Below are 18,456 nucleotides of genomic sequence, written 5' to 3'. Positions count from 1 at the left end.
TGTTGTTACAGTAATGTATATGGCATTATCTTGTTGATTGTTGTGGTGTATTAATAAATGGTTTTTTCATCATTGATTTTTCTAACTTTAAACAGAGCCAGACAGAGTGTATTGATAAAACTCACTGTTATTTTTCATCCCGAGCTTTCTCATTATTGCCCGTTTATGGGTGCTGATTGTTTTCACGCTCAGGCTGGTGCGGCGTGATATGTCAGTCAGTGACAAACCATCACGAATATATTGCACCACCATGGTCTGTTGCCTGCTCAAAGTAATACAGGATGTCTTGTCACAACGATTTTTTCCCGGAGCGTGTGATGAAAATATGGGTGAGCTTCCATTTCGAAAGAGTTGCTGTAACTCTTTAGCAGACTGGTTTTTTTCCAGGTATAAATGATGTTCATGACAGATGCTGCCTTCTTTTTTACTGCACTTTGAGGCCAGTTTAAGCAACACATGACGGCTTAACTTCTTATGGCAAATCGTAACCTTTCTGCCAGGATTCTTAACAATTTTAATATCAGATATAACGATATCTGGTGCCAGTAGTGAGCGTTTTTCATCCGCAATCAGGAAGACCGGATGATTATCCGGCCTGAGTGAGAACCATGATTCATTAATTAAATTTATAACGCCATTAATAAAGAAAATGTCTTCGCTATCGATCAAAATATTCATATTCCCTCCGTGAAGGTGACCACTGACCATACTGATTGTAAGCATTGCCCGAATTTTTATGTGTGAAATTATAATTAATTTCAGGCATGCCTGTTTTTTTCTTATTCAGAGCTGTTACTTTACGCCTGAGTCAGTGCGTCATTCTACTTTTTATTAGTGGTATTTTGACAATGATTGGCTTTATTGGTGCCGTAAATTAATTAATATTTGTTTTGTTAACATATCAAAAACACAATTATAAATTACATTCTTTCACCATCATGCTGGTCAATGTCAGCAAAATCGCGCTAGCATAAAGCGTACCCCGAATTGATGAGGACTTTATGGCGATAAAACTGATAGCGATTGATATGGATGGCACTTTGTTGAACCCGCAACACGAAGTGACCCCTGCGGTAAAAGAGGCGATCCGGTGCGCACGTGAGAAAGGGGTGGCTATTGTGCTGGCGACCGGACGTCCGTTTATCGGTGTACAGCGCTACCTCATGGAACTGGGCTTGCAGCAGGACGGCCAGCATTGCATCACTAACAACGGTGCGCTGGTCCAGCAGGCAGCTACCGGGGATTGCGTAGCCGAAGTAACTCTGAATTATGACGATTATCGTTATTTTGAGCAGCTGGCGCGCGAACTGGGCGTACATTTTCAGGCGCTGACCAAATCACTGTTATTTACTGCTAATAAAGATATCAGCGAATTTACCGTGCATGAATCCTTCCTGACCGGCATCCCGTTACGTTTTCGCACCGTAGAAGAGATGGATAAGTCCGCCACCTTTCCAAAAGTGATGATGATTGACCAGCCAGAAAAGCTGGATGAGGCTATCAGCCGTATACCTCATGAAGCCCACGAGCGTTACACCATCATGAAAAGCTCACCTTATTATCTTGAAATCCTGCATAAGCAGGTTAACAAAGGGGCAGGGGTGAAAGCGCTGGCCGATCGTCTGGGCCTGTCGCGTGAAGAGGTGATGGCAATAGGCGATCAGGAGAACGATCTGGCGATGCTGGAATTCGCCGGAACCGGTGTGGCGATGGGCAATGGTATTGCCTCAGTTAAAGCGATTGCGCAGTTTGTCACCAAAACCAATCAGGAAGATGGTGTTGCTTATGCTATTGAGAAGTTTGTTTTGTAAAAACGCGCATTTCCCCCGGTTGTGGCGGCTTTTTTAACGCAAACCACCTCGCCAGTATAAGAAATTTGCTGAATGCATTACCCTTGGCAGCAGACATTGCCAGGGGTAAGTATTATGACCGAACGCCAGCTCACTTTTGATTGCCGAAATCATCAACTCACTAATATCAATGTCTGGACAGCAGACAGCCACTGGTTGGTATATGACGTACGGCCTGACACGGCGACGTTCACGGGATCAACCGTTGAGCGTGTCAACCTGAGCGGTCAGACCGAAGTGCTTTATCAGGCGCGGGATGGTGCGCATGTTGGCGTCATTACTGCCAGTCCGGATCTGCCGCCACGCTACGTTTTTATCCACGGCCCCGAACATCCTGATGCGCAGTGGAGATATGATTTTCACCACCGACGTGGTGTCATTGTGCAGAATGGTCTGGCAGAAAATATGGATGCCTGCGATATCACCCCACCTTTTACCCCCGGCGCGCTGCGTGGCGGCTCGCATGTTCACGTCTTCAGTCCTGACGGAAATCGGCTCAGCTTTACTTATAATGATCATGTTATGCATGAGCTGGCAGCGAAAGATGACCTGCGAAATGTCGGGGTAGCCGTACCGCTACGATCGGTTTGTCCTGCCAAAAGCCACCCGCGTGAATATGATGGCAGCCATTTTTGTGTGCTGGTCAGCCGTACCATTAGCTGCCCGCAGCCAGGCAGTGATGACATCAACCGGGCTTATGAAGAGGGGTGGGTGGGCAAAGAAGGTTATCTGAAAAAAAATGGTCAGCGGCAGCGATGGGCGCTGGCCTTTATTGGTGACACGCTCAGCCCTGTTGGTGAAAAAGTGCCCGAAGTGTTTATCGTCGATTTGCCAGAAGACCTTGCCGATTATGCGCGGCAGGGTAACCAACCCATTGAAGGCACAGCGTATTCATTGCCTGCCCCCCCTGCCGGAATCAGCCAGCGCAGGCTCACCTTCACGCATCAGCGCGCCTTCCCCGGCCTGGCAACAGCGCCGCGGCACTGGCTGCGCAGTTCACCGGATGGCCGGTCAATTGCCTTTTTGATGAAGGATGACACAGGCGTGGTCCAGTTGTGGACAATTGCGCCGACGGGGGGGCAACCCCGCCAGGTAAGCCATGTGACCTCGGATATTCAGTCTGCGTTCAGCTGGCATCCGGATGGTCAGTCCGTTGCGTTAATCAACGATAACAGCGTAATGCTGTGTGAAACAGGCAGCGGCAAAATGCGGCGACTGACTGCACGCACCAGCGAGCCTCCGGTGGCAGATGCGGTAGTCTGTTCACCGGATGGGAAATATGTTGCTTATATGCGTTGCGTTAACGACTTCCGGCAAATTTTTATTGCGGACGTGCTGGCTGGCTAGTTTTGCTGCGGTGCGGGGATCTTATACGGAGCAGCCTGCGACAGGCTCTCATTGGTGTGATTCATCTGTTCACTTCGCAGGACGCGTTCATGAGGTGAATCCACCGTCTTATCGCTGCCAGAGCGGTAATAATCGTAAGGCAGCAGCAGGGTATCCATAACGGCAGAAAAAGGCAGGTCGATTGCAGCTAGCGGGCGCATTACCCAGCCACTGTTGCTATCAGCAATGATTTTTGCGCTGGCCCTGGTCCCCGAATAATATCCCTGATCCGGGCCGGAATGGGACATAAAGCTGGAACAACCACTGGTGCCGGCAAGAGACACACCGGCCAGCAAACCAGCAAGGTAATACGTTTTCATGGCTATCATATTCATCATCCCTCCAGTCACGGTATTGCCGGCCTGATTTTTATCGTTGTCTGCACGACAGGCTTCACTCAGTTTGTGGCGACGCACAGCCTGCACCAACGAATTTTTCCCTGAGTGTATGACATTCACGGCATATCGGTTAAAAAAATTGCTTAACCTCTCTTGAAAGCCCGCAGTGTGTCACCATTTTATTATCAGGTCACAAAATCGTACGCCGACAGGGTACGGCTTGATGACCGACGGCCTGTCCAGAGTGGAGGGCCTTAACAATCCATCTTGCTGATTATCAGGAGTAGTGAAATGCGTAATTTTGATCTTGCCCCACTATATCGTTCTTCAATTGGTTTTGACCGTCTGATTAACTTACTGGAATCTGGTCAGGGCCAGAGCAACGGCGGCTACCCTCCCTACAACGTGGAGCTGGTGGCAGAAAATCAGTACCGGATAACCATTGCCGTGGCCGGGTTCGCGCAGAGTGAACTGGACATCACTTCCCATGACAATATGTTGACCGTGCGCGGTGCGCACCCTGAAGAACAACAGGAAAAAACCTACCTGTACCAGGGCATCGCAGAACGCAACTTCGAGCGTAAATTCCAACTGGCTGAGCATGTGAATGTCCGTGATGCCAGACTTGAAAATGGTCTGCTGTATATTGACCTTGAGCGCGTTGTTCCGGAAGCCAATAAGCCTCGTCGTATCGAAATCGTTAAATAAACGATAACCAACAGTCACACCGGATATGGCTGGAACAATGAACCCTGCGTTGGTTGCGCAGGGTTCTGTGTTATTACACGACTGAAATAATTACCCTCAGCATTATCCTTCCTGATGTGCCCGCTCCAGCTCCTCTGCGAGAATCGCAATGCCACGTTCAATCTTTTCAGTCTCCGGAACATAATTCATGCGCATACATTGATGCGTGTGCGGCCAGGGTTGTGCCAGACCGGGAAAAAAGAAGTGTCCGGGCACCATCAGGACACCGCGCTGCCTGAGGCGCTGATACAGCACTTCGGTGGTTACCGGCAAATTTTTAAACCACAGCCAGAGAAAGATAGCCCCTTCGGGCTTGTGAATAAGGCAGCGTTCTGGTGACAGGTAGCGGCGAATGATCGCAATGGTCTGATTCACCCGCTGTTGATAAAAGGGTTTGATCACCTGTTCTGACAGCCGCAGTAAATCGCCGCGCTGGATCATGGCATGAGCAATCGCCGGGCCAATACTGCCGGGTGCCAGGCTGATAATTCCGTTCATATTACTGATGGCGGAAATCACTTTCTCATCCGCAATAATAATGCCGCAGCGTGAGCCCGGCAGACCGAGTTTGGACAGGCTCATACACAGGATGATATTCGGATTCCACAGTGGGCGAGCTTCCGTGAAGATAATGCCAGGGAATGGCACACCGTAGGCATTATCAATCAACAGCGGCACCTCATGCTGCTGAGCCAGCATATCCAGCTTGATCAGCTCATCATCAGTAATGACGTTGCCGGTGGGATTGGTGGGGCGCGATACGCAGATCAGGCCAGTGTCATCGGCAATCTGCAAATGTTCGAAATCGACGTGATATTTAAACTGACCCTCTGGCAACATCTCAATATTGGGCCGGACAGAAACAAACAGCTCCTCATCCAGGCCGGCATCGGCATAGCCAAGATATTCCGGGGCCAGCGGAAACAACACACGCTTTTTGCTGCCGTCGGCCCGGCGTCCGGCATACAGATTGAACAGATAAAAAAATGCACTCTGACTGCCATTGGTCAACGCAATATTTTGCGGGCTAATCTGCCAGCCCAGCTCATCGCGCAACAGCGTGGAGAGTGACTCCAGCAGCGTTGTTTTTCCGCGCGGTCCGTCGTAGTTGCATAGCGCTTCGGTTAACGCGCCCTGATTGTGCATCTCCTGAAGCAGTTGCTGAAAATAGTCATTGATAGCCGGGATTTGCGCGGGATTGCCACCGCCCAGCATCACTGCATCGGGTGTACGTAATCCTTCACCCATATCTTCCATCAGACGGGTAATCCCTGAATGGCGTGTAAATTTATCACCGAAGGCGGAAAAGCTCATAGCGTGTTAATCGTTTGTTATCTGCAAGTGGGTGTTAACCTTAACGCCAGTGCTGGCGTGATGCAATCAACAGCGACTTTATCGCCCTGAAGATGCGTAAAGAGAAGTGTCGTCGTTTATATGTTAGCTAAATGTATATTGCTGAGCTTTTATTTAACAAAAAATCAAAAAAGATAAGTGCACTAATTTTATAAAAATGAAATATTGTTTCTTTTTTATAAAAACAATAATTCAAAAATAGATTTGTTCGATATCGATCACAGTTACGCCCGATCCGACCTGGTTATAGTAGCCGTCCAAAACAGGGTTGCACGACGCAGCCCTTAACAGGGATACAGAGGTCAATAAAATGATTTTGAATGCATTTGAGTTACACGGAAAAGTGGCGCTGGTTACCGGTTGTGATACCGGCCTGGGCCAGGGAATGGCGCTGGGACTGGCGGAGGCGGGCTGCGACATTGTTGGCGTCAACATTGTTGAGCCGCGAGAAACCATTGAAAAAGTTTCTGCTCTTGGTCGCTGTTTCCTCAGCCTGACTGCCGATCTGGGTAATATTGACTGTATCGAAGGTTTGCTGACTAAGGCACTGGCTGAATTTGGCAGAATAGATATTCTGGTTAACAACGCTGGCATTATCCGTCGGGAAGATGCGATTAACTTCAGTGAAAAAGACTGGGATGACGTGATGAATCTGAATATTAAATCCGTCTTCTTTATGTCTCAGGCGGTTGCCCGTCAGTTTATTAAGCAGGGACATGGCGGGAAAATTATTAATATTGCTTCCATGCTCTCTTACCAGGGTGGCATTCGCGTACCTTCCTATACCGCCTCGAAAAGCGCAGTGATGGGCGTGACCCGTTTGCTGGCAAATGAATGGGCGAAGCACGGGGTTAATGTCAATGCGATCGCGCCGGGCTATATGGCGACCAACAATACTCAAATGCTGCGGGCAGATGAGAAACGCAATGCGGAAATTCTTGAGCGCATTCCGGCCGCCCGCTGGGGGCTGCCAGAAGATCTGAAAGGACCGGCAGTATTCCTGGCTTCCTCCGCTTCAGATTATATTAATGGTTATACCATCGCTGTTGATGGTGGCTGGCTGGCACGTTAAGCCAATTAAAGGCCACTTTCGCGTAAAGTGGCCTGGAGTCATTGCAGAGTCACTGTAACGCCGATGAATTTGTGAAATCTGAGACGACCAGCAAGGCAGAGCGCTGCCAGCCGCACCCACGCTGTAACCCACAGAGCCTTTTGCGTTACGCCAGCAGTTGCGGATTAACGCAGTTTTTCTCCACTTTGCCGTTGAGCGCGGCAATCAGATTATCGACGGCATCTCTTGCCATACCGTAACGGGTTTCATGCGTGGCGGAACCGATATGTGGCAGCGCCACCACGTTGGGCATGGTCAACAGGGGTGAAGATGATGGTAACGGCTCCTGCTCAAACACATCCAGCCCGGCTGCATATAACTCATTTTCCTTCAGCGCGGCGATCAGCGCGGCTTCATCCACCACCGGGCCGCGACCGGCGTTGATCAGCACGGCGGATGGCTTCATTTTTGCCAGTTGCTCCCGCCCAATCAGATGATGTGTCTCGTCGGTCAGCGGCAGGCTGATACACAAAAAATCTGACTCTTTCAGTAACGTATCCAGGTCGCACCAGCGGGCGCTGAAGCGCTCTTCGGCTTGCTGGTGACGTTTGCGAGCGTTATAGAGGACAGGCATACTGAAGCCCAGGTGAGCACGTTGCGCAAGGGCCAGGCCAATACGCCCCATCCCCAGAATCCCCATCTTTTTATGATGCACGTCGATGCCGAACCAGTCCGTGCCGATGCTGCGCTGCCATTTGCCTGCTTTCACTCTCTCTGCCACCTCAACGACGCGGCGCGCGCTGGCCAGAACCAGCGCCATCATGGTATCGGCAACGGTTTCTGTCAGCACGGTCGGCGTGTGCATCAACAGCACGCCTCGTTTGTTGAGTGCTGCAATGTCAAAGTTATCCACCCCGACTGACACGGAAGAGGCCGCACGTAGCCTGGGCATTTTTGCCAGTAGTTGCGCATCAATTTTGCCACCTGAACCCAGTAACCCCTCGGCCTGATGGAAAGCTTCGGCATACTGACGGAGATTTTCCGGGGTCAGCCCGCTGATTTCGGTGACATTAAAATGCTCATCCAGCCGTGAACGCAGGTCCTCCGGCAGGGTCTTGTACAGCACCACAGAAGGTTTCATTCTTTTCTCCCTTGCATGATTAAGCGCCTGGTTACAGGGGCTAAGCGTGTTCAACCTCAGATGAGATCGGTGCCTGGTTGCCCGGCGTGGGCTTTACTATCAGTGTCAGCCAGACCGAAATCAGTAGTGAGGCGGCCATAAAGATATACGATGCCTGAGGGTTGCCGGTGGCACCATTGAGATAACCCACCACCCAGGATCCGAGGAAAGAGCCGAGTGCGCCCATCGCGTTAATCAGCGCCATTGCCCCGCCCGCAACATTGCGTGGCAACATCTCCGGAATGATGGCAAAGAACGGACCGTAAGGGGCATACATGGCGGCACCGGCCACCACCAACAGACAGAATGACAACCAGAAATGATCCGCACCGACAAGGTATGAGGCGGAAAAGGCCAGAGCGCCAGTCAGCAGCAACGGCCAGACAAACAATTTACGTTTTTGTAACTTATCAGAGGCCCACGAGACGATAATCATCGCCATCGTGGCGGCAAGATAGGGCACCGCTGACAGCCAGCCGGCTTCCACCATCCCGATTTGCGCGCCGCTGCGCAGGATAGAGGGCAACCAGAGTACAAAACCATAGACACCAATGCTCCAGCAAAAATACTGGATGCACAGGATAATCACATTGCGCGAGCGGAATGCTTCGCCATAGTTTCGCACGGCGCGGATGTTTTCCTGCTCTTTCTGCAACCGTTGCTGCAAGGCGGCTTTCTCTTCCTTACTCAGCCAGCGTGCCTCAGCGGGTTTATCCTGTACCAGAAACCACCAGGCAATCGCCCAGATCACCGCAGGAATACCTTCAAAGATAAACATTTCCCGCCAGCCGAAGGCATTAATCAGATAGCCTGAAACCACCGACATCCACAGCACGGTAACCGGATTGCCAAGGATCAGAAAGGTATTGGCGCGGGAGCGTTCAGATTGGGTAAACCAGTTACTGATATAAATCAGCATCGCAGGCATGACGGCAGCTTTCACCACGCCAAGCATAAAGCGAATAATGGCCAGCATGGGGATATTGCTGACCATGCCGGTGAGAGAGGCGAGAATGCCCCACAACAGCAGGCAGACGAACACCAGTTTTTTCACGCTGCGGCGTTCGGCATAGACAGCACCAGGGATCTGGAAGAAAAAATAGCCGAGGAAAAACAGCGCCCCCAGCAGTGACGACATCCCTTTACCGATCGCCAGGTCGTCGTTAATTCCGGCGGCAGAAGCAAAGCTGTAATTGGCTCTGTCCAGATACGCCAGGCTGTAGGTGATAAAGACGATCGGCATGATATACCACCAGCGTCTGGGGGCGATTACCTGCTTATTCATAGCATTATCCTCATTTTATAAGGTGATACGTCTTATCCGGCAGCGAATTCTGGTGGTCAGAAATCCCCCAGAGTGGCGCGAGTCGGTAGCCCTTCACTGTCGCCACTGACCTGAATGGCCAGCGAACCGATGCGGTTACCGCGCTTAATCGCCTGCGGCAACGATTTTCCTTCCAGCAACGCACTGATAATGCCTACGGCAAAGCCATCGCCTGCGCCAACGGTATCCACCACATTATCGGTTTTGATCGCCGCCACCTGCCCTTTTTCTCCCTGCGAGGTTTTGTACCAGGCACCGTCACTGCCGGTTTTGATAATCACCGCCCTGACGCCCATTTCAAGATAAAAATCGGCGATGGCTTCAGGCTCCGTATGGCCGGTTAACACTTTGCCTTCGCTGATGCCTGGCAGAACCCAGTCGGCGCAGGCGGCCAGCGCGTTGAGCTCTCTGACCATCTCCTGTTTATCCGACCACAGCACGGGGCGCAGATTGGGATCGAAAGAGAGGGTTTTACCCATCTGTTTCATTTCCCGCGCCGCATGTTTTGACAGGGCCAGTGAACTGGCAGAAAGCGATGCGGCCACGCCGCTCAGATGCAGATGACGGGCGGCGCTGAAGTAATCCCGGTTAAAGTCGTCTGGCGAAAGATGGCTGGCGGCAGAGCCGTTGCGAAAATATTCCACTAAGGGATCAGAGCCATCCTCCACCTTTGATTTCAGTTGAAACCCGCTCGGGTAGCGTGGATCGATGGTGACCCGACGGCCATCGATACCTTCTTTTTCCAGCTGCTGGCGGATGAATCGTCCAAATGCATCACTGCCCACGCGACTCACCCAACCGACTTTCAGTCCAAGCCGTGCCAGACCGACAGCCACGTTGAGTTCTGCCCCGGCGATGCGCCGGGTAAAGTGTTCCACTGTCGCCAGGTCGCCGCTTTCAGCGGCAATAAACATCGCCATCGCTTCACCGAGGGTGACCACGTCCAGCATGTTGTTTTTATCAAGGTTCATGCGTTACTCCTGACGTAACAGGTCAACGTAATGCCGGGTAACGGCGATTAAATCGCCTCCCGACAGGGGAAATTCAATGCCGCGAGGTACTCCGGCGGGAAGCTGCTTCAGAGTTTGCCTCCACAGGTCACTGGCCTCATCGAGCGGTATGGCACACCAGCCTTTATCACCAGACATCGCTGCTTTGACATGAATATAGCTGACAAAGCCTCCCAGCCGTTCAGCGGCCAGCAGCGGAGAGTCACCCACCCACAGCCAGTTGCCGGTATCGAAAACCATGTTGCCGCGCGGCAAGGTATCGTCCTGGTGATGAAAATAGTTATCCAGCGCACTCAGCCTGCCGCAGTCGGTCTGATCGTTTTCCACCAGCAGGGTGAGTGAACAGGCCGCCAGTTTTTCGCGCAGCGATGTGTTGCCGACACCACGACGAAAATGCCCCAGAGAGTATTTTATGGCTCTGGCCTGCAATTGCTGTGCTTCAGCCAGATGCCGATCCAGCTCAGGGTTGAGTTGTCCGGAATGAGTGAACAGCGCCTCGGGTACAGAATAGATTGCGTGCAGACCGGCAGCGGAGATGGCGCTGGCCAGTGCGGGTAAACGCTCAAGTTCAGCATCACTGAGCAGTTCCCGTCGGATCTCCACCCCGTCTGCGCCTGCGGCAGCAATAACCGGTAGCACCGCCTGCTGCCCGCCCATCTGTTGAATCCGCTCCGCGCCATAGGCGGAGGTCACCACAATCACTTGAGCTGTCATTGATTTCCCCGAATGTGGCTTATCTTGTTATGAAAAGGCTATCTGGAACCGGTTCCATTAAAAAGAATCAGGGCGCTGTTTTATGATCTTGCTCACGAAGTTAAGCGGAGGGCAGAAAGAATATGGCGTCGCATGACGCCGAAGAAATCAGGCACCAGAGAGTCGGGTAGAGCCACGAATAATCAGTTCACCGGAGTAAACCTGCTGTCGTGGCGGGGTGGTATCACCCTCAATACGGCGAATAACCTGCTCAAGGGCGGCGTAGCCAATTTGCCAGGTCGGCTGTTTCAGTGTGGTGATACCGATGCCGGCCAGCTCTGCCCACTCCAGCTCGTCGAAACCCAACAGGCCAATCTGGCGACCCCAGCTCAGCCCGATACGTTTCATCGCGAGGGCGACCTGTAATGTTAAAGCACCATTTACCACCATCACGGCACAGCGACCCTCACCATGGCGTTGATAAAAGTCCTGTAAAATCTGATCCAGTCTGTTGCTGTCATGCAATGGCACTTCGGCCTGCTCTGCATGACGCTCAGGGTATTTTGCCATCGTGGTCTGAAACGCCTGAAGGCGGTCATTGCGGGTGTTAACCGTACCGAGCGGCTCGGTAATAAACAGCAGAGACTGGAATTTTTCTTCAATCAGATGCTCCGTCGCCAGAGTGGCCGCTTCCTGGTTGTTCAGGCCGACCATATCGCAGTCAAATTTTGGAATTTTGCGGTCAATTAACACCATTGGCAGCATAGATTGCTGAAGGTATTTCAACGCCTCTTCATGCATGCTGACCGCATTCACCACAATGCCTTCCACCTGATAGCTGCTTAACAGGTTCAGATAGTGTTGCTCTTTATCCACTTCATTGTTGGTGTTGCACATCAGCAGAGTAAAGCCCTGGGCACGGCAGGCTGATTCGATCCCGCTCATCATCTCCACCGAGTAGGGATTGGTGATGTCGGCAATAATCAGGCCGATTAATCGGGTGCGCCCACGCTTCAGTCCACGTGCCATCTGGCTTGGGCGATAGTTGAGTCCGGCAATCGCCTCTTCAATTCGCTGTTTAAGATCGGCAGAAAGGAGATGTTGTTCGCCGTTGAGATAACGGGAAATGCTGGTTTTACCGGTTTTGGCTGCTTTAGCAACGTCGCTGATAGTGGCGCGTGGTGCCTTGCGGTTCATGACAATCCTTGAGCAAATAACAGGGTACTGATGGCTGACCAGCGGGTCGATTTCAGTACCAGACAGCGTCCGTGATAACGGAGTGCGGATGGGCCATCATAAAGCACTGAGCCAGTCCCGCCCAGATCGGCGGGGTAAAGGTTTATTTCAGATTATCGGGATGACAAAAGCACTGGGTGCTGTGATCGCTGATCAGACCGCAGGCCTGCATAAACGAATAGCAGGTGGTGGTGCCAACGAATTTGAAACCCCGCTTTTTCAGCGCTTTTGACAGCGCATCAGATTCAGGGCTGAAAGTGGGGGCGCTGCGGTGATCGGTATAGCGCTGGACCAGTGGTTTATCGTTAACAAACTGCCAGATAAAACTATCGAACGCCTCCCCTGAGGCTTCCATTTTTAACAGCGCGCGGGCGTTGGCGATAATTGCACAAATTTTGCCCCGATGTCGGATAAGGCCGATGTCTTGCATCAGCCGCGCCACATCGTTCTCATCCATTGCCGCCACCGCCTGTGGGTCGAAATGGTGAAAGGCCTGCCGGTAATTTTGCGTTTTTTTCAGCACGGTAAGCCATGAAAGCCCGGCCATCTGCCCTTCGAGACAGATCATTTCGAACAGCTTACGGGCGTCTCTTTCTACCACGCCCCACTCTTCATCGTGATAGGCAAGATAAACAGGGTCCGGAGAAACCCAGCCGCAACGTTGCACAGAAAAACTCCTTTAAGGGGAATGATGGGTCAGCCAGCAACTCCGGTCTTATGCCACAGCAGGAGCCGTGCGGGCAAAGCTGTCACGTTCAAACATTTTTTCCACCAGCTTAACCAGCTGCGGACGGGCAACATGCCAGTCGGGGGCAATATGACGAAAATTAAGATAACCAATTACGCAGGCGGTGGCGATATCGGCCAGATTGATTTCAGCACCGTTGATAACCAGACCTTTGCTCGCTTCTTTCTCCAGCGCGTCCAGCCCACGCAGAATCTTCTCCCGCTGACGCAGTAACTGGCTCTCCAGCTGCTTCTCTGCCGGGCGCATTTGTTCACGCAGCAGCAGTACTGCTGCATCACCCACACCATCGGCCAGCGCCTGCAATTGCAATACTTTGAGCGCCGCCATTTTGTCGGCCGGAAGCAGAGCAGGCGCGCTGTTCAGCTGTTCGAGGTAAGAGGCAATGACAGGGGAGTCATACCAGATCTCCTCTGGCCCGATCACCAGCGCAGGAATTTTCCCCAGCGGATTATAATCGGGCACCTGGCTTTCATCGGTCCACGGAGACGCGTTAATAAGCTCATACGTGATACCTTTTTCCAGCAGGATGACGGCAATTTTTCGTACAAAAGGACTGATAGTGCTGCCGATAAGTTTCAAGGTGTCACACTCCTGTCAGGCCGCCCGGTTATAAGGGGGCGAAATAGTTATTCACCCGGAAAAAGGAAAGGATTCAGACTGCTACGTGAAAATCCTTCCTGCTCCATACGGGCGTCGAGAATCAGCGAGGCGAGGTCATCAGCCACCGGCTCCACCGCTGGATCTTTCTGCTGGCAGAGCATTTTCATATAGGTGCCACAATCGCCGCAGCTTTCAGCCCTGACCGCTGAGTTATGGTTGTCCAGCGACCAGCTGTGTAAATCACCGGTCTGTTCGCAGTTGCTGCATCGGGCGTCGGCAAGGTGCCATTCGCTCTCGCACAGGTTGCAATGCAGGTAACGCACGCCCTCGTTTTGCGGGTCCATATGGATCACTCCGGCCACCGCACGCTTGTGCACACCGGACAAAACTGGCGTTGTTCGCCGCAAACGATGCGGGTTTTATCCGGGATCAGTGCGGCCATCTGCGCCCAGTACAGCGACAGCGCAGCCCAGACAAACGGTGACTTATCGCTGCTGATTGAGCCAAACTCACGAGTGAGCAGTGCCGAGGCCATCGCTTCCAGCTCCTGAGCAGAGGCCTTCTCCAGGTTCTCAAGCACGGCAAGAGCCTGCCCGGTCATCTCCGGTTTCAGTTCGGCAATCAGCGAATGCAGCAGGCGCTGCCAGTGCCTGTCGCGTGGCAGGGTGTGTATATCCAGCGGCGGTTTATTGGGCAGATCGACTGCCAGGCGTCGTGTATGCATATCCATCAGTAAGGGATGGTCATACAGCACAATTTCCTGAGCAGTCGCGATGACGGCGGCAAAGCGCAGATAGTCGCCCAGTGGATTTTTCTCCGCCAGCTGACGCAAACGTGCGGCGCGGCGGGAGTACATGTTTTTCAGTCGTGGAAAAAGGAGAGGCGGAACCCTCCCGGTCGTATCCTGGTCGCCTTCTTCCAGCTGTTGCTGCGGGATAATGCGATGAGTCATCAGGGATCGTTTTCCTGTTATGGCAGTTGCCGTGAGTGAATGGCACAAAATCAGTGCCCTGCGGACCTCCGGGATAGCCAGAGCCCCTGTCTGCCAGCACTACGTTTAAGGCGGCAGCCGGAAATTATAGCGTTTTCGCGGCGTCACTTCCTCGTTTTGCCTCATTTCCACACGATTTTTGTCCGCATACCGCTTTGTTCAGCGCGCGGTCAGAAATTTTTTTGCCGGGCGACATCCACAGGTCCAGAATTGCAGCAAAGACAGGAGGCCCGGCGCAATACTGCATCCTCTGACGTCACAGGTACGGGTTCAGGAGGGAAAATGGATAAAAATCAGCAAGGCAGCATCGCAATTACTGGGCTGAGTCAGGCGAAGGTCTGGAGCCGTGATGCGCTCCAGTCTGCCAGAGAGGACTGGCTGGCCGATGAAGTCCCGGTGGCGCTGGTATACAACGGCATCTCCCATGTGGTGATGATGGCGACGCCGAAAGACCTGGAAGCATTTGCCATCGGTTTTTCTCTTTCCGAAGGAATTATCGCTTCTGCTGACGAGATCTACGGTATTGATATTCACCCTGCCTGCGGGGGAATCGAAGTGCAGATAGAGTTGTCGAGCCGACGCTTTATGGCGTTGAAAGCGCAGCGCCGGGCGATGGCCGGGCGCACTGGCTGCGGCGTGTGCGGCGTGGAGCAGTTGCAGGAGATTGGTAAACCCATCACACCGCTGCCGTTCAGTCAGACCTTTGCACTCAGCCAGCTGGACAAGGCGCTGGCACAGCTGAAAAGCTACCAGCCGGTAGGACAGCTGACCGGCTGCACTCATGCGGCGGCCTGGATAATGCCCGACGGCACGCTGGCGGATGGCTGTGAGGATGTCGGCCGTCACGTTGCGCTGGACAAACTGCTGGGAAAACGTAGTCGGCAGCCGGGCTGGCAGCTGGGAGCCGTGCTGGTTTCCAGCCGGGCCAGCTACGAGATGGTTCAAAAATCGGCTCTCTGCGGGGTGGAGATCCTGTTTGCTGTTTCTGCCGCCACCCGCCTGGCGGTGGAGGTGGCCGAGCGCAGCAACCTGACGCTGGTCGGTTTCAGCAAACCAGGCCGTGCTACGGTTTACACTCATCCACAACGGCTGCTGGCAACCTGAGTTGCTGCTCAGCTTGCCACAATCACCGGCAGCACCTTTTTCAGCGCGGTAAAAGCAGGCAGTGAGGCGGCACCGCTGTCGGTTACCAGCGTGGTCACCTCGCCAATATCGGCGTAATTCAGTCTGCTGGTCAGCCCCAGCTTACTGTGATCGGCCAGAAGAATTAACTGGCTGGCCTGGCGGGTCATCGCGCGGGCAATGGCCGCCTCATGGGGCTGAAAGCTGCTGGCACCGTTTTTACTGTCGATGCCGACCGGAGACATCATCGCCACATCGGCGCGGTAGCGATAAATTTCGCCTACCGTCAGTTCACCGCGGGTTTCTTTTGCGCCTGCCAGCATTGCGCCGCCCAGCAAAATAACACTGTTGTTCAGCGATTCATGTTCTTCGGCGGCGCTAAGTTTCAACGCCGCATTCAGGCTGTTGGTGATAATGGTCAGGCCTGACATGGTCCGTAGCTCCTCTGCCAGCATGGTCGTGGTGCTACCGGCGTCAAGAAACAGCGTCTGCCCCGGCTTCAGCTGCTGCGCGGCGGCGCGGGCAATGGCGCGTTTTTCCCTGGCACGCACTTCGCTGCGCACGGTCAGCGGAGGTTCCGGCTCTGCATCCATGGCAATCAACCCGCCATGCACCCGTCTGGCAACACCCAGTGCTTCCAGTTCGATAATGTCTCTTCTGGCCGTTTCGCGGGAGATCCCCAGCTCTCTGATAATTCGTTCGGTGCTGACATGGTTGAGCGTGGCCAGCAGCGCACGAATTCGGTGGAGTCGCGTTTCCTGAAGCATATTTTTTCCTTAACCAGACGGATGAAGACAGCCTAACTGAGATTGCGGCGAACTGCATGTGTATTTTATTGCGTTTGTGTATTTTGTTGCATTTCTGCCAGAGTTTGCCATGATGGAGGCAGACCAGGCCACCGGGCCTGAACGCTCACAGTGATTCAAATCGTAACGGGAGTGATTATGGCTACACGTTCGACCATTATGGACACCAACAGCTTTCGCGCAGAGCACGCCGATGGCCTGGATGCTGATGTTCGTAAAATGACCGACAAGCGCGGCAAAGTGCTGGGCGAATCTTACCGTCTTTTTTACCGTAAGCCGGTCCATCTGGTGCGTGGTGAAGGGCAATATCTGTGGGACGCGGCCGGTAATAAGTATCTGGATGTTTATAACAACGTGGCCAGTATCGGGCACTGCCATCCGGCGGTTATCGATGCGGTTTATCAGCAGATGCAGCAGTTAAATACCCATACCCGCTATCTGCACCAGCGCATCCTGGATTACTCAGAATCGCTGCTGGCTACCATGCCGTCGGAAATTGACCGGGCGATGTATATGTGTACCGGTTCGGAAGCCAATGATCTGGCGATTCGCGTGGCGCGCGCCTGGAGCGGCGGCACGGGGATTATTGTCAGCCAGGAAGCCTATCACGGCACCAGCGATCTCACCTCCGGCGTATCCCCCGCTCTGGGCAGCGGACAGCCATTAGCCGCCACCACCCGGCTGGTGTCGCCTCCCGATCATTATCGCGTAAACACGCCGGACCTCGGTGACTGGTTTGCGGGCGAAATTCAGAAGCAGATCGATGATATGGCAGCACACGGCATTAAGTTTGCTGGTTTCCTGGCCGACTCGATTTTCTCCTCTGATGGCGTACTGCCGGGGCCAAAAGGCTTCCTGAAAAAGGCCGTTGATGTGGTGCACAAAAACGGCGGGATCTTTATTGCCGATGAGGTGCAGCCTGGCTTTGCCCGTACCGGCGAGGCGTTCTGGGGCTTTGCCCGCCACGGCGTGGTGCCGGACATCGTCACCACCGGCAAACCGATGGGGAACGGTATCCCGGTTTCCGCTTTGCTGGCGAAAAGCGATGTGCTGGCGGCATTCAGCGATGATATCCCCTATTTCAACACTTTTGGTGGCAACCCGGTGGCGATGGCCGCCGCGCAGGCGGTTCTGAAGGTGATCAAGGAGGAAGGTCTACAGGAACACAGCCGGGTAGTCGGTGAAAAGCTGCTGACTGAGCTGTTAACGCTGAAAGAGAAGTATGAATGTGTGGGCGATGTGCGTGGTGCGGGGCTGTTCATCGGCTTTGAGCTGGTCACCGATAAGGCGAGTAAGACGCCGGACAAGGCGCTGGCGCTGGATCTCACCGAAAAACTGCGTGAAAACCATGTGCTGACTTCGGTGGCTGGTCCATATGGCAACGTACTGAAGCTGCGGCCGCCGTTGGCGTTTCAGGAGAGTGATATCGACTGGCTGGTGGGTGCGCTGGACAAATCGCTGGCGGCGCTGGTGAAATAACTACCCTCGTCGGCTAACTCACCGCAGGGCTGAAATTTTTCAGCCCTTTTCATCGCCTGTTGCGGCAGGCGCTTACTGCATTATCCGCCACTCATGTTGGGCTCCGTTTGGGAAACGGAAAATATTCTAAGTTGAGGTTGTTTTTTGTACTGACTGACATCAACTGCGCAAAGGACGATATTTCCCTTCAGCCAGTTTTTTGTTGGTTTCGTCCAGACGATGCATGAAGACGGTTCTGGCAAGAGCATTGCGGGCTTCTCCTTTGTTCAGACCGCCCGGAGCTGTGCCGCTTACTGATGGACAGTCACTGCAATGATTTTTTACTGGTCGAGCAGACAGACCGGCTGACCCGTCTCAGCAACAGTGTCTGGATGACGCTGAAAAAGCAGATAGAACAACATGAACTGCGGATTGTCAGCCTGGATGTTCCCATTTCATGGCAAGCGCTGTCAGATAAAGATTCCTCGCAGGCTGATCCGATACAGACCTTCGCAACTCCGCCGTATCCAGGCACTGTACCGACAATCAGAAGCCTGAAATTT

At 53.1% G+C, this 18,456-nt stretch carries 17 protein-coding genes and 2 pseudogenes; 7 read left to right on the top strand and 12 right to left on the bottom strand.

The features are described from left to right. Positions 1-87 precede the first annotated feature (87 nt). Positions 88-678 carry a response regulator transcription factor gene (locus AC3RPL_RS20215; protein WP_490741336.1) on the bottom strand — a complete coding sequence of 197 codons (591 nt, stop codon included), beginning with the start codon at positions 676-678 and terminating at the stop codon, positions 88-90. Between the two features lie 323 nt (positions 679-1,001). Here AC3RPL_RS20215 and yidA point away from each other — a divergent pair, with 323 nt between their 5' ends. Both yidA and AC3RPL_RS20205 read left to right on the top strand, forming a co-directional pair. After that, entirely contained in the window at positions 1,002-1,811 is an 810-nt protein-coding gene (gene yidA, locus AC3RPL_RS20210) for a sugar-phosphatase (RefSeq protein ID WP_490741335.1), read from the top strand. A gap of 114 nt (positions 1,812-1,925) precedes the next feature. Beyond that, positions 1,926-3,197 carry a YidR family protein gene (locus tag AC3RPL_RS20205; RefSeq protein ID WP_490741334.1) on the top strand — a complete coding sequence of 424 codons (1,272 nt, stop codon included), beginning with the start codon at positions 1,926-1,928 and terminating at the stop codon, positions 3,195-3,197. On the opposite strand, the gene AC3RPL_RS20200 is transcribed toward AC3RPL_RS20205, so the two are convergent. Beyond that, the gene (locus tag AC3RPL_RS20200) at positions 3,194-3,565 is read right to left on the bottom strand and encodes a YceK/YidQ family lipoprotein (RefSeq protein WP_379888629.1); all 372 of its coding nucleotides are present in this window, start codon (positions 3,563-3,565) and stop codon (positions 3,194-3,196) included. The two genes, AC3RPL_RS20205 and AC3RPL_RS20200, sit on opposite strands and share 4 nt — an antisense overlap. A gap of 300 nt (positions 3,566-3,865) precedes the next feature. Between AC3RPL_RS20200 and ibpA the strand changes: the two genes are divergently transcribed. Next, complete coding sequence (gene ibpA / locus AC3RPL_RS20195) at positions 3,866-4,282, top strand: small heat shock chaperone IbpA (RefSeq protein ID WP_261641927.1); 417 nt, start codon at positions 3,866-3,868, stop codon at positions 4,280-4,282. A gap of 102 nt (positions 4,283-4,384) precedes the next feature. On the opposite strand, the gene AC3RPL_RS20190 is transcribed toward ibpA, so the two are convergent. Then, complete coding sequence (locus AC3RPL_RS20190) at positions 4,385-5,635, bottom strand: valine--pyruvate transaminase (RefSeq protein ID WP_490741333.1); 1,251 nt, start codon at positions 5,633-5,635, stop codon at positions 4,385-4,387. A 349-nt stretch (positions 5,636-5,984) separates the two neighbouring features. On the opposite strand from AC3RPL_RS20190, the gene kduD reads away from it, so the two are divergent. Then, a complete protein-coding gene (kduD, locus tag AC3RPL_RS20185; RefSeq protein ID WP_490741332.1) occupies positions 5,985-6,746 on the top strand; it encodes a 2-dehydro-3-deoxy-D-gluconate 5-dehydrogenase KduD in 762 nt (253 codons plus the stop codon). Between the two features lie 145 nt (positions 6,747-6,891). Here kduD and ghrB read toward each other — a convergent pair whose 3' ends face one another. From ghrB to fdhE, 8 genes and pseudogenes are all read right to left on the bottom strand, one after another. Further along, positions 6,892-7,866, bottom strand: a complete 975-nt coding sequence (gene ghrB / locus AC3RPL_RS20180) for a glyoxylate/hydroxypyruvate reductase GhrB (protein WP_490741331.1) — start codon at positions 7,864-7,866, stop codon at positions 6,892-6,894. Between the two features lie 40 nt (positions 7,867-7,906). Continuing rightward, the gene (locus AC3RPL_RS20175; RefSeq protein WP_490741330.1) at positions 7,907-9,190 is read right to left on the bottom strand and encodes an MFS transporter; all 1,284 of its coding nucleotides are present in this window, start codon (positions 9,188-9,190) and stop codon (positions 7,907-7,909) included. 56 nt (positions 9,191-9,246) lie between these two features. Continuing rightward, the gene (locus AC3RPL_RS20170; RefSeq protein WP_490741329.1) at positions 9,247-10,200 is read right to left on the bottom strand and encodes a sugar kinase; all 954 of its coding nucleotides are present in this window, start codon (positions 10,198-10,200) and stop codon (positions 9,247-9,249) included. A gap of 3 nt (positions 10,201-10,203) precedes the next feature. Next, a complete protein-coding gene (locus AC3RPL_RS20165) occupies positions 10,204-10,953 on the bottom strand; it encodes a sugar phosphate isomerase/epimerase family protein (protein WP_490741328.1) in 750 nt (249 codons plus the stop codon). A gap of 147 nt (positions 10,954-11,100) precedes the next feature. Beyond that, entirely contained in the window at positions 11,101-12,129 is a 1,029-nt protein-coding gene (locus AC3RPL_RS20160; protein ID WP_490741327.1) for a LacI family DNA-binding transcriptional regulator, read from the bottom strand. A gap of 142 nt (positions 12,130-12,271) precedes the next feature. Further along, positions 12,272-12,835 (bottom strand): DNA-3-methyladenine glycosylase I, encoded by a 564-nt coding sequence (locus AC3RPL_RS20155; RefSeq protein WP_490741326.1) that lies wholly within the window; start codon positions 12,833-12,835, stop codon positions 12,272-12,274. A 48-nt stretch (positions 12,836-12,883) separates the two neighbouring features. Further along, complete coding sequence (locus tag AC3RPL_RS20150; RefSeq protein WP_490741325.1) at positions 12,884-13,495, bottom strand: glutathione S-transferase; 612 nt, start codon at positions 13,493-13,495, stop codon at positions 12,884-12,886. A gap of 47 nt (positions 13,496-13,542) precedes the next feature. Further along, positions 13,543-14,468: pseudogene (gene fdhE, locus AC3RPL_RS20145) on the bottom strand (formate dehydrogenase accessory protein FdhE). Positions 14,469-14,789: 321 nt separating this feature from the next. Between fdhE and fdhD the strand changes: the two are divergent. Further along, positions 14,790-15,611, top strand: coding sequence for a formate dehydrogenase accessory sulfurtransferase FdhD (fdhD, locus tag AC3RPL_RS20140; RefSeq protein ID WP_490741324.1), 822 nt, complete (start codon positions 14,790-14,792; stop codon positions 15,609-15,611). Between the two features lie 8 nt (positions 15,612-15,619). Here fdhD and AC3RPL_RS20135 read toward each other — a convergent pair whose 3' ends face one another. Continuing rightward, positions 15,620-16,396, bottom strand: a complete 777-nt coding sequence (locus AC3RPL_RS20135) for a DeoR/GlpR family DNA-binding transcription regulator (protein ID WP_261641913.1) — start codon at positions 16,394-16,396, stop codon at positions 15,620-15,622. Between the two features lie 177 nt (positions 16,397-16,573). Here AC3RPL_RS20135 and AC3RPL_RS20130 point away from each other — a divergent pair, with 177 nt between their 5' ends. Continuing rightward, complete coding sequence (locus AC3RPL_RS20130; RefSeq protein ID WP_490741323.1) at positions 16,574-17,914, top strand: aspartate aminotransferase family protein; 1,341 nt, start codon at positions 16,574-16,576, stop codon at positions 17,912-17,914. A gap of 269 nt (positions 17,915-18,183) precedes the next feature. Beyond that, positions 18,184-18,396, top strand: a pseudogene (locus AC3RPL_RS20125) (recombinase family protein); the annotation flags it as partial. Positions 18,397-18,456 lie beyond the last annotated feature (60 nt).

The sequence above is a fragment of the Erwinia papayae genome (assembly GCF_058241465.1).
The sequence above is the reverse complement of the archived record's forward strand: the minus strand, read 5'-3'. Positions and strand labels throughout refer to the sequence as shown.

Bases quoted from the DNA above. Each gene is read 5' to 3' on its own strand.
- AC3RPL_RS20215 (WP_490741336.1), bottom strand. From the start codon at position 678: ATGAATATTTTGATCGATAGCGAAGACATTTTCTTTATTAATGGCGTT.
- yidA (WP_490741335.1), top strand. From the start codon at position 1,002: ATGGCGATAAAACTGATAGCGATTGATATGGATGGCACTTTGTTGAAC.
- AC3RPL_RS20205 (WP_490741334.1), top strand. From the start codon at position 1,926: ATGACCGAACGCCAGCTCACTTTTGATTGCCGAAATCATCAACTCACT.
- AC3RPL_RS20200 (WP_379888629.1), bottom strand. From the start codon at position 3,565: ATGATAGCCATGAAAACGTATTACCTTGCTGGTTTGCTGGCCGGTGTG.
- ibpA (WP_261641927.1), top strand. From the start codon at position 3,866: ATGCGTAATTTTGATCTTGCCCCACTATATCGTTCTTCAATTGGTTTT.
- AC3RPL_RS20190 (WP_490741333.1), bottom strand. From the start codon at position 5,635: ATGAGCTTTTCCGCCTTCGGTGATAAATTTACACGCCATTCAGGGATT.
- kduD (WP_490741332.1), top strand. From the start codon at position 5,985: ATGATTTTGAATGCATTTGAGTTACACGGAAAAGTGGCGCTGGTTACC.
- ghrB (WP_490741331.1), bottom strand. From the start codon at position 7,866: ATGAAACCTTCTGTGGTGCTGTACAAGACCCTGCCGGAGGACCTGCGT.
- AC3RPL_RS20175 (WP_490741330.1), bottom strand. From the start codon at position 9,190: ATGAATAAGCAGGTAATCGCCCCCAGACGCTGGTGGTATATCATGCCG.
- AC3RPL_RS20170 (WP_490741329.1), bottom strand. From the start codon at position 10,200: ATGAACCTTGATAAAAACAACATGCTGGACGTGGTCACCCTCGGTGAA.
- AC3RPL_RS20165 (WP_490741328.1), bottom strand. From the start codon at position 10,953: ATGACAGCTCAAGTGATTGTGGTGACCTCCGCCTATGGCGCGGAGCGG.
- AC3RPL_RS20160 (WP_490741327.1), bottom strand. From the start codon at position 12,129: ATGAACCGCAAGGCACCACGCGCCACTATCAGCGACGTTGCTAAAGCA.
- fdhD (WP_490741324.1), top strand. From the start codon at position 14,790: ATGGATAAAAATCAGCAAGGCAGCATCGCAATTACTGGGCTGAGTCAG.
- AC3RPL_RS20135 (WP_261641913.1), bottom strand. From the start codon at position 16,396: ATGCTTCAGGAAACGCGACTCCACCGAATTCGTGCGCTGCTGGCCACG.
- AC3RPL_RS20130 (WP_490741323.1), top strand. From the start codon at position 16,574: ATGGCTACACGTTCGACCATTATGGACACCAACAGCTTTCGCGCAGAG.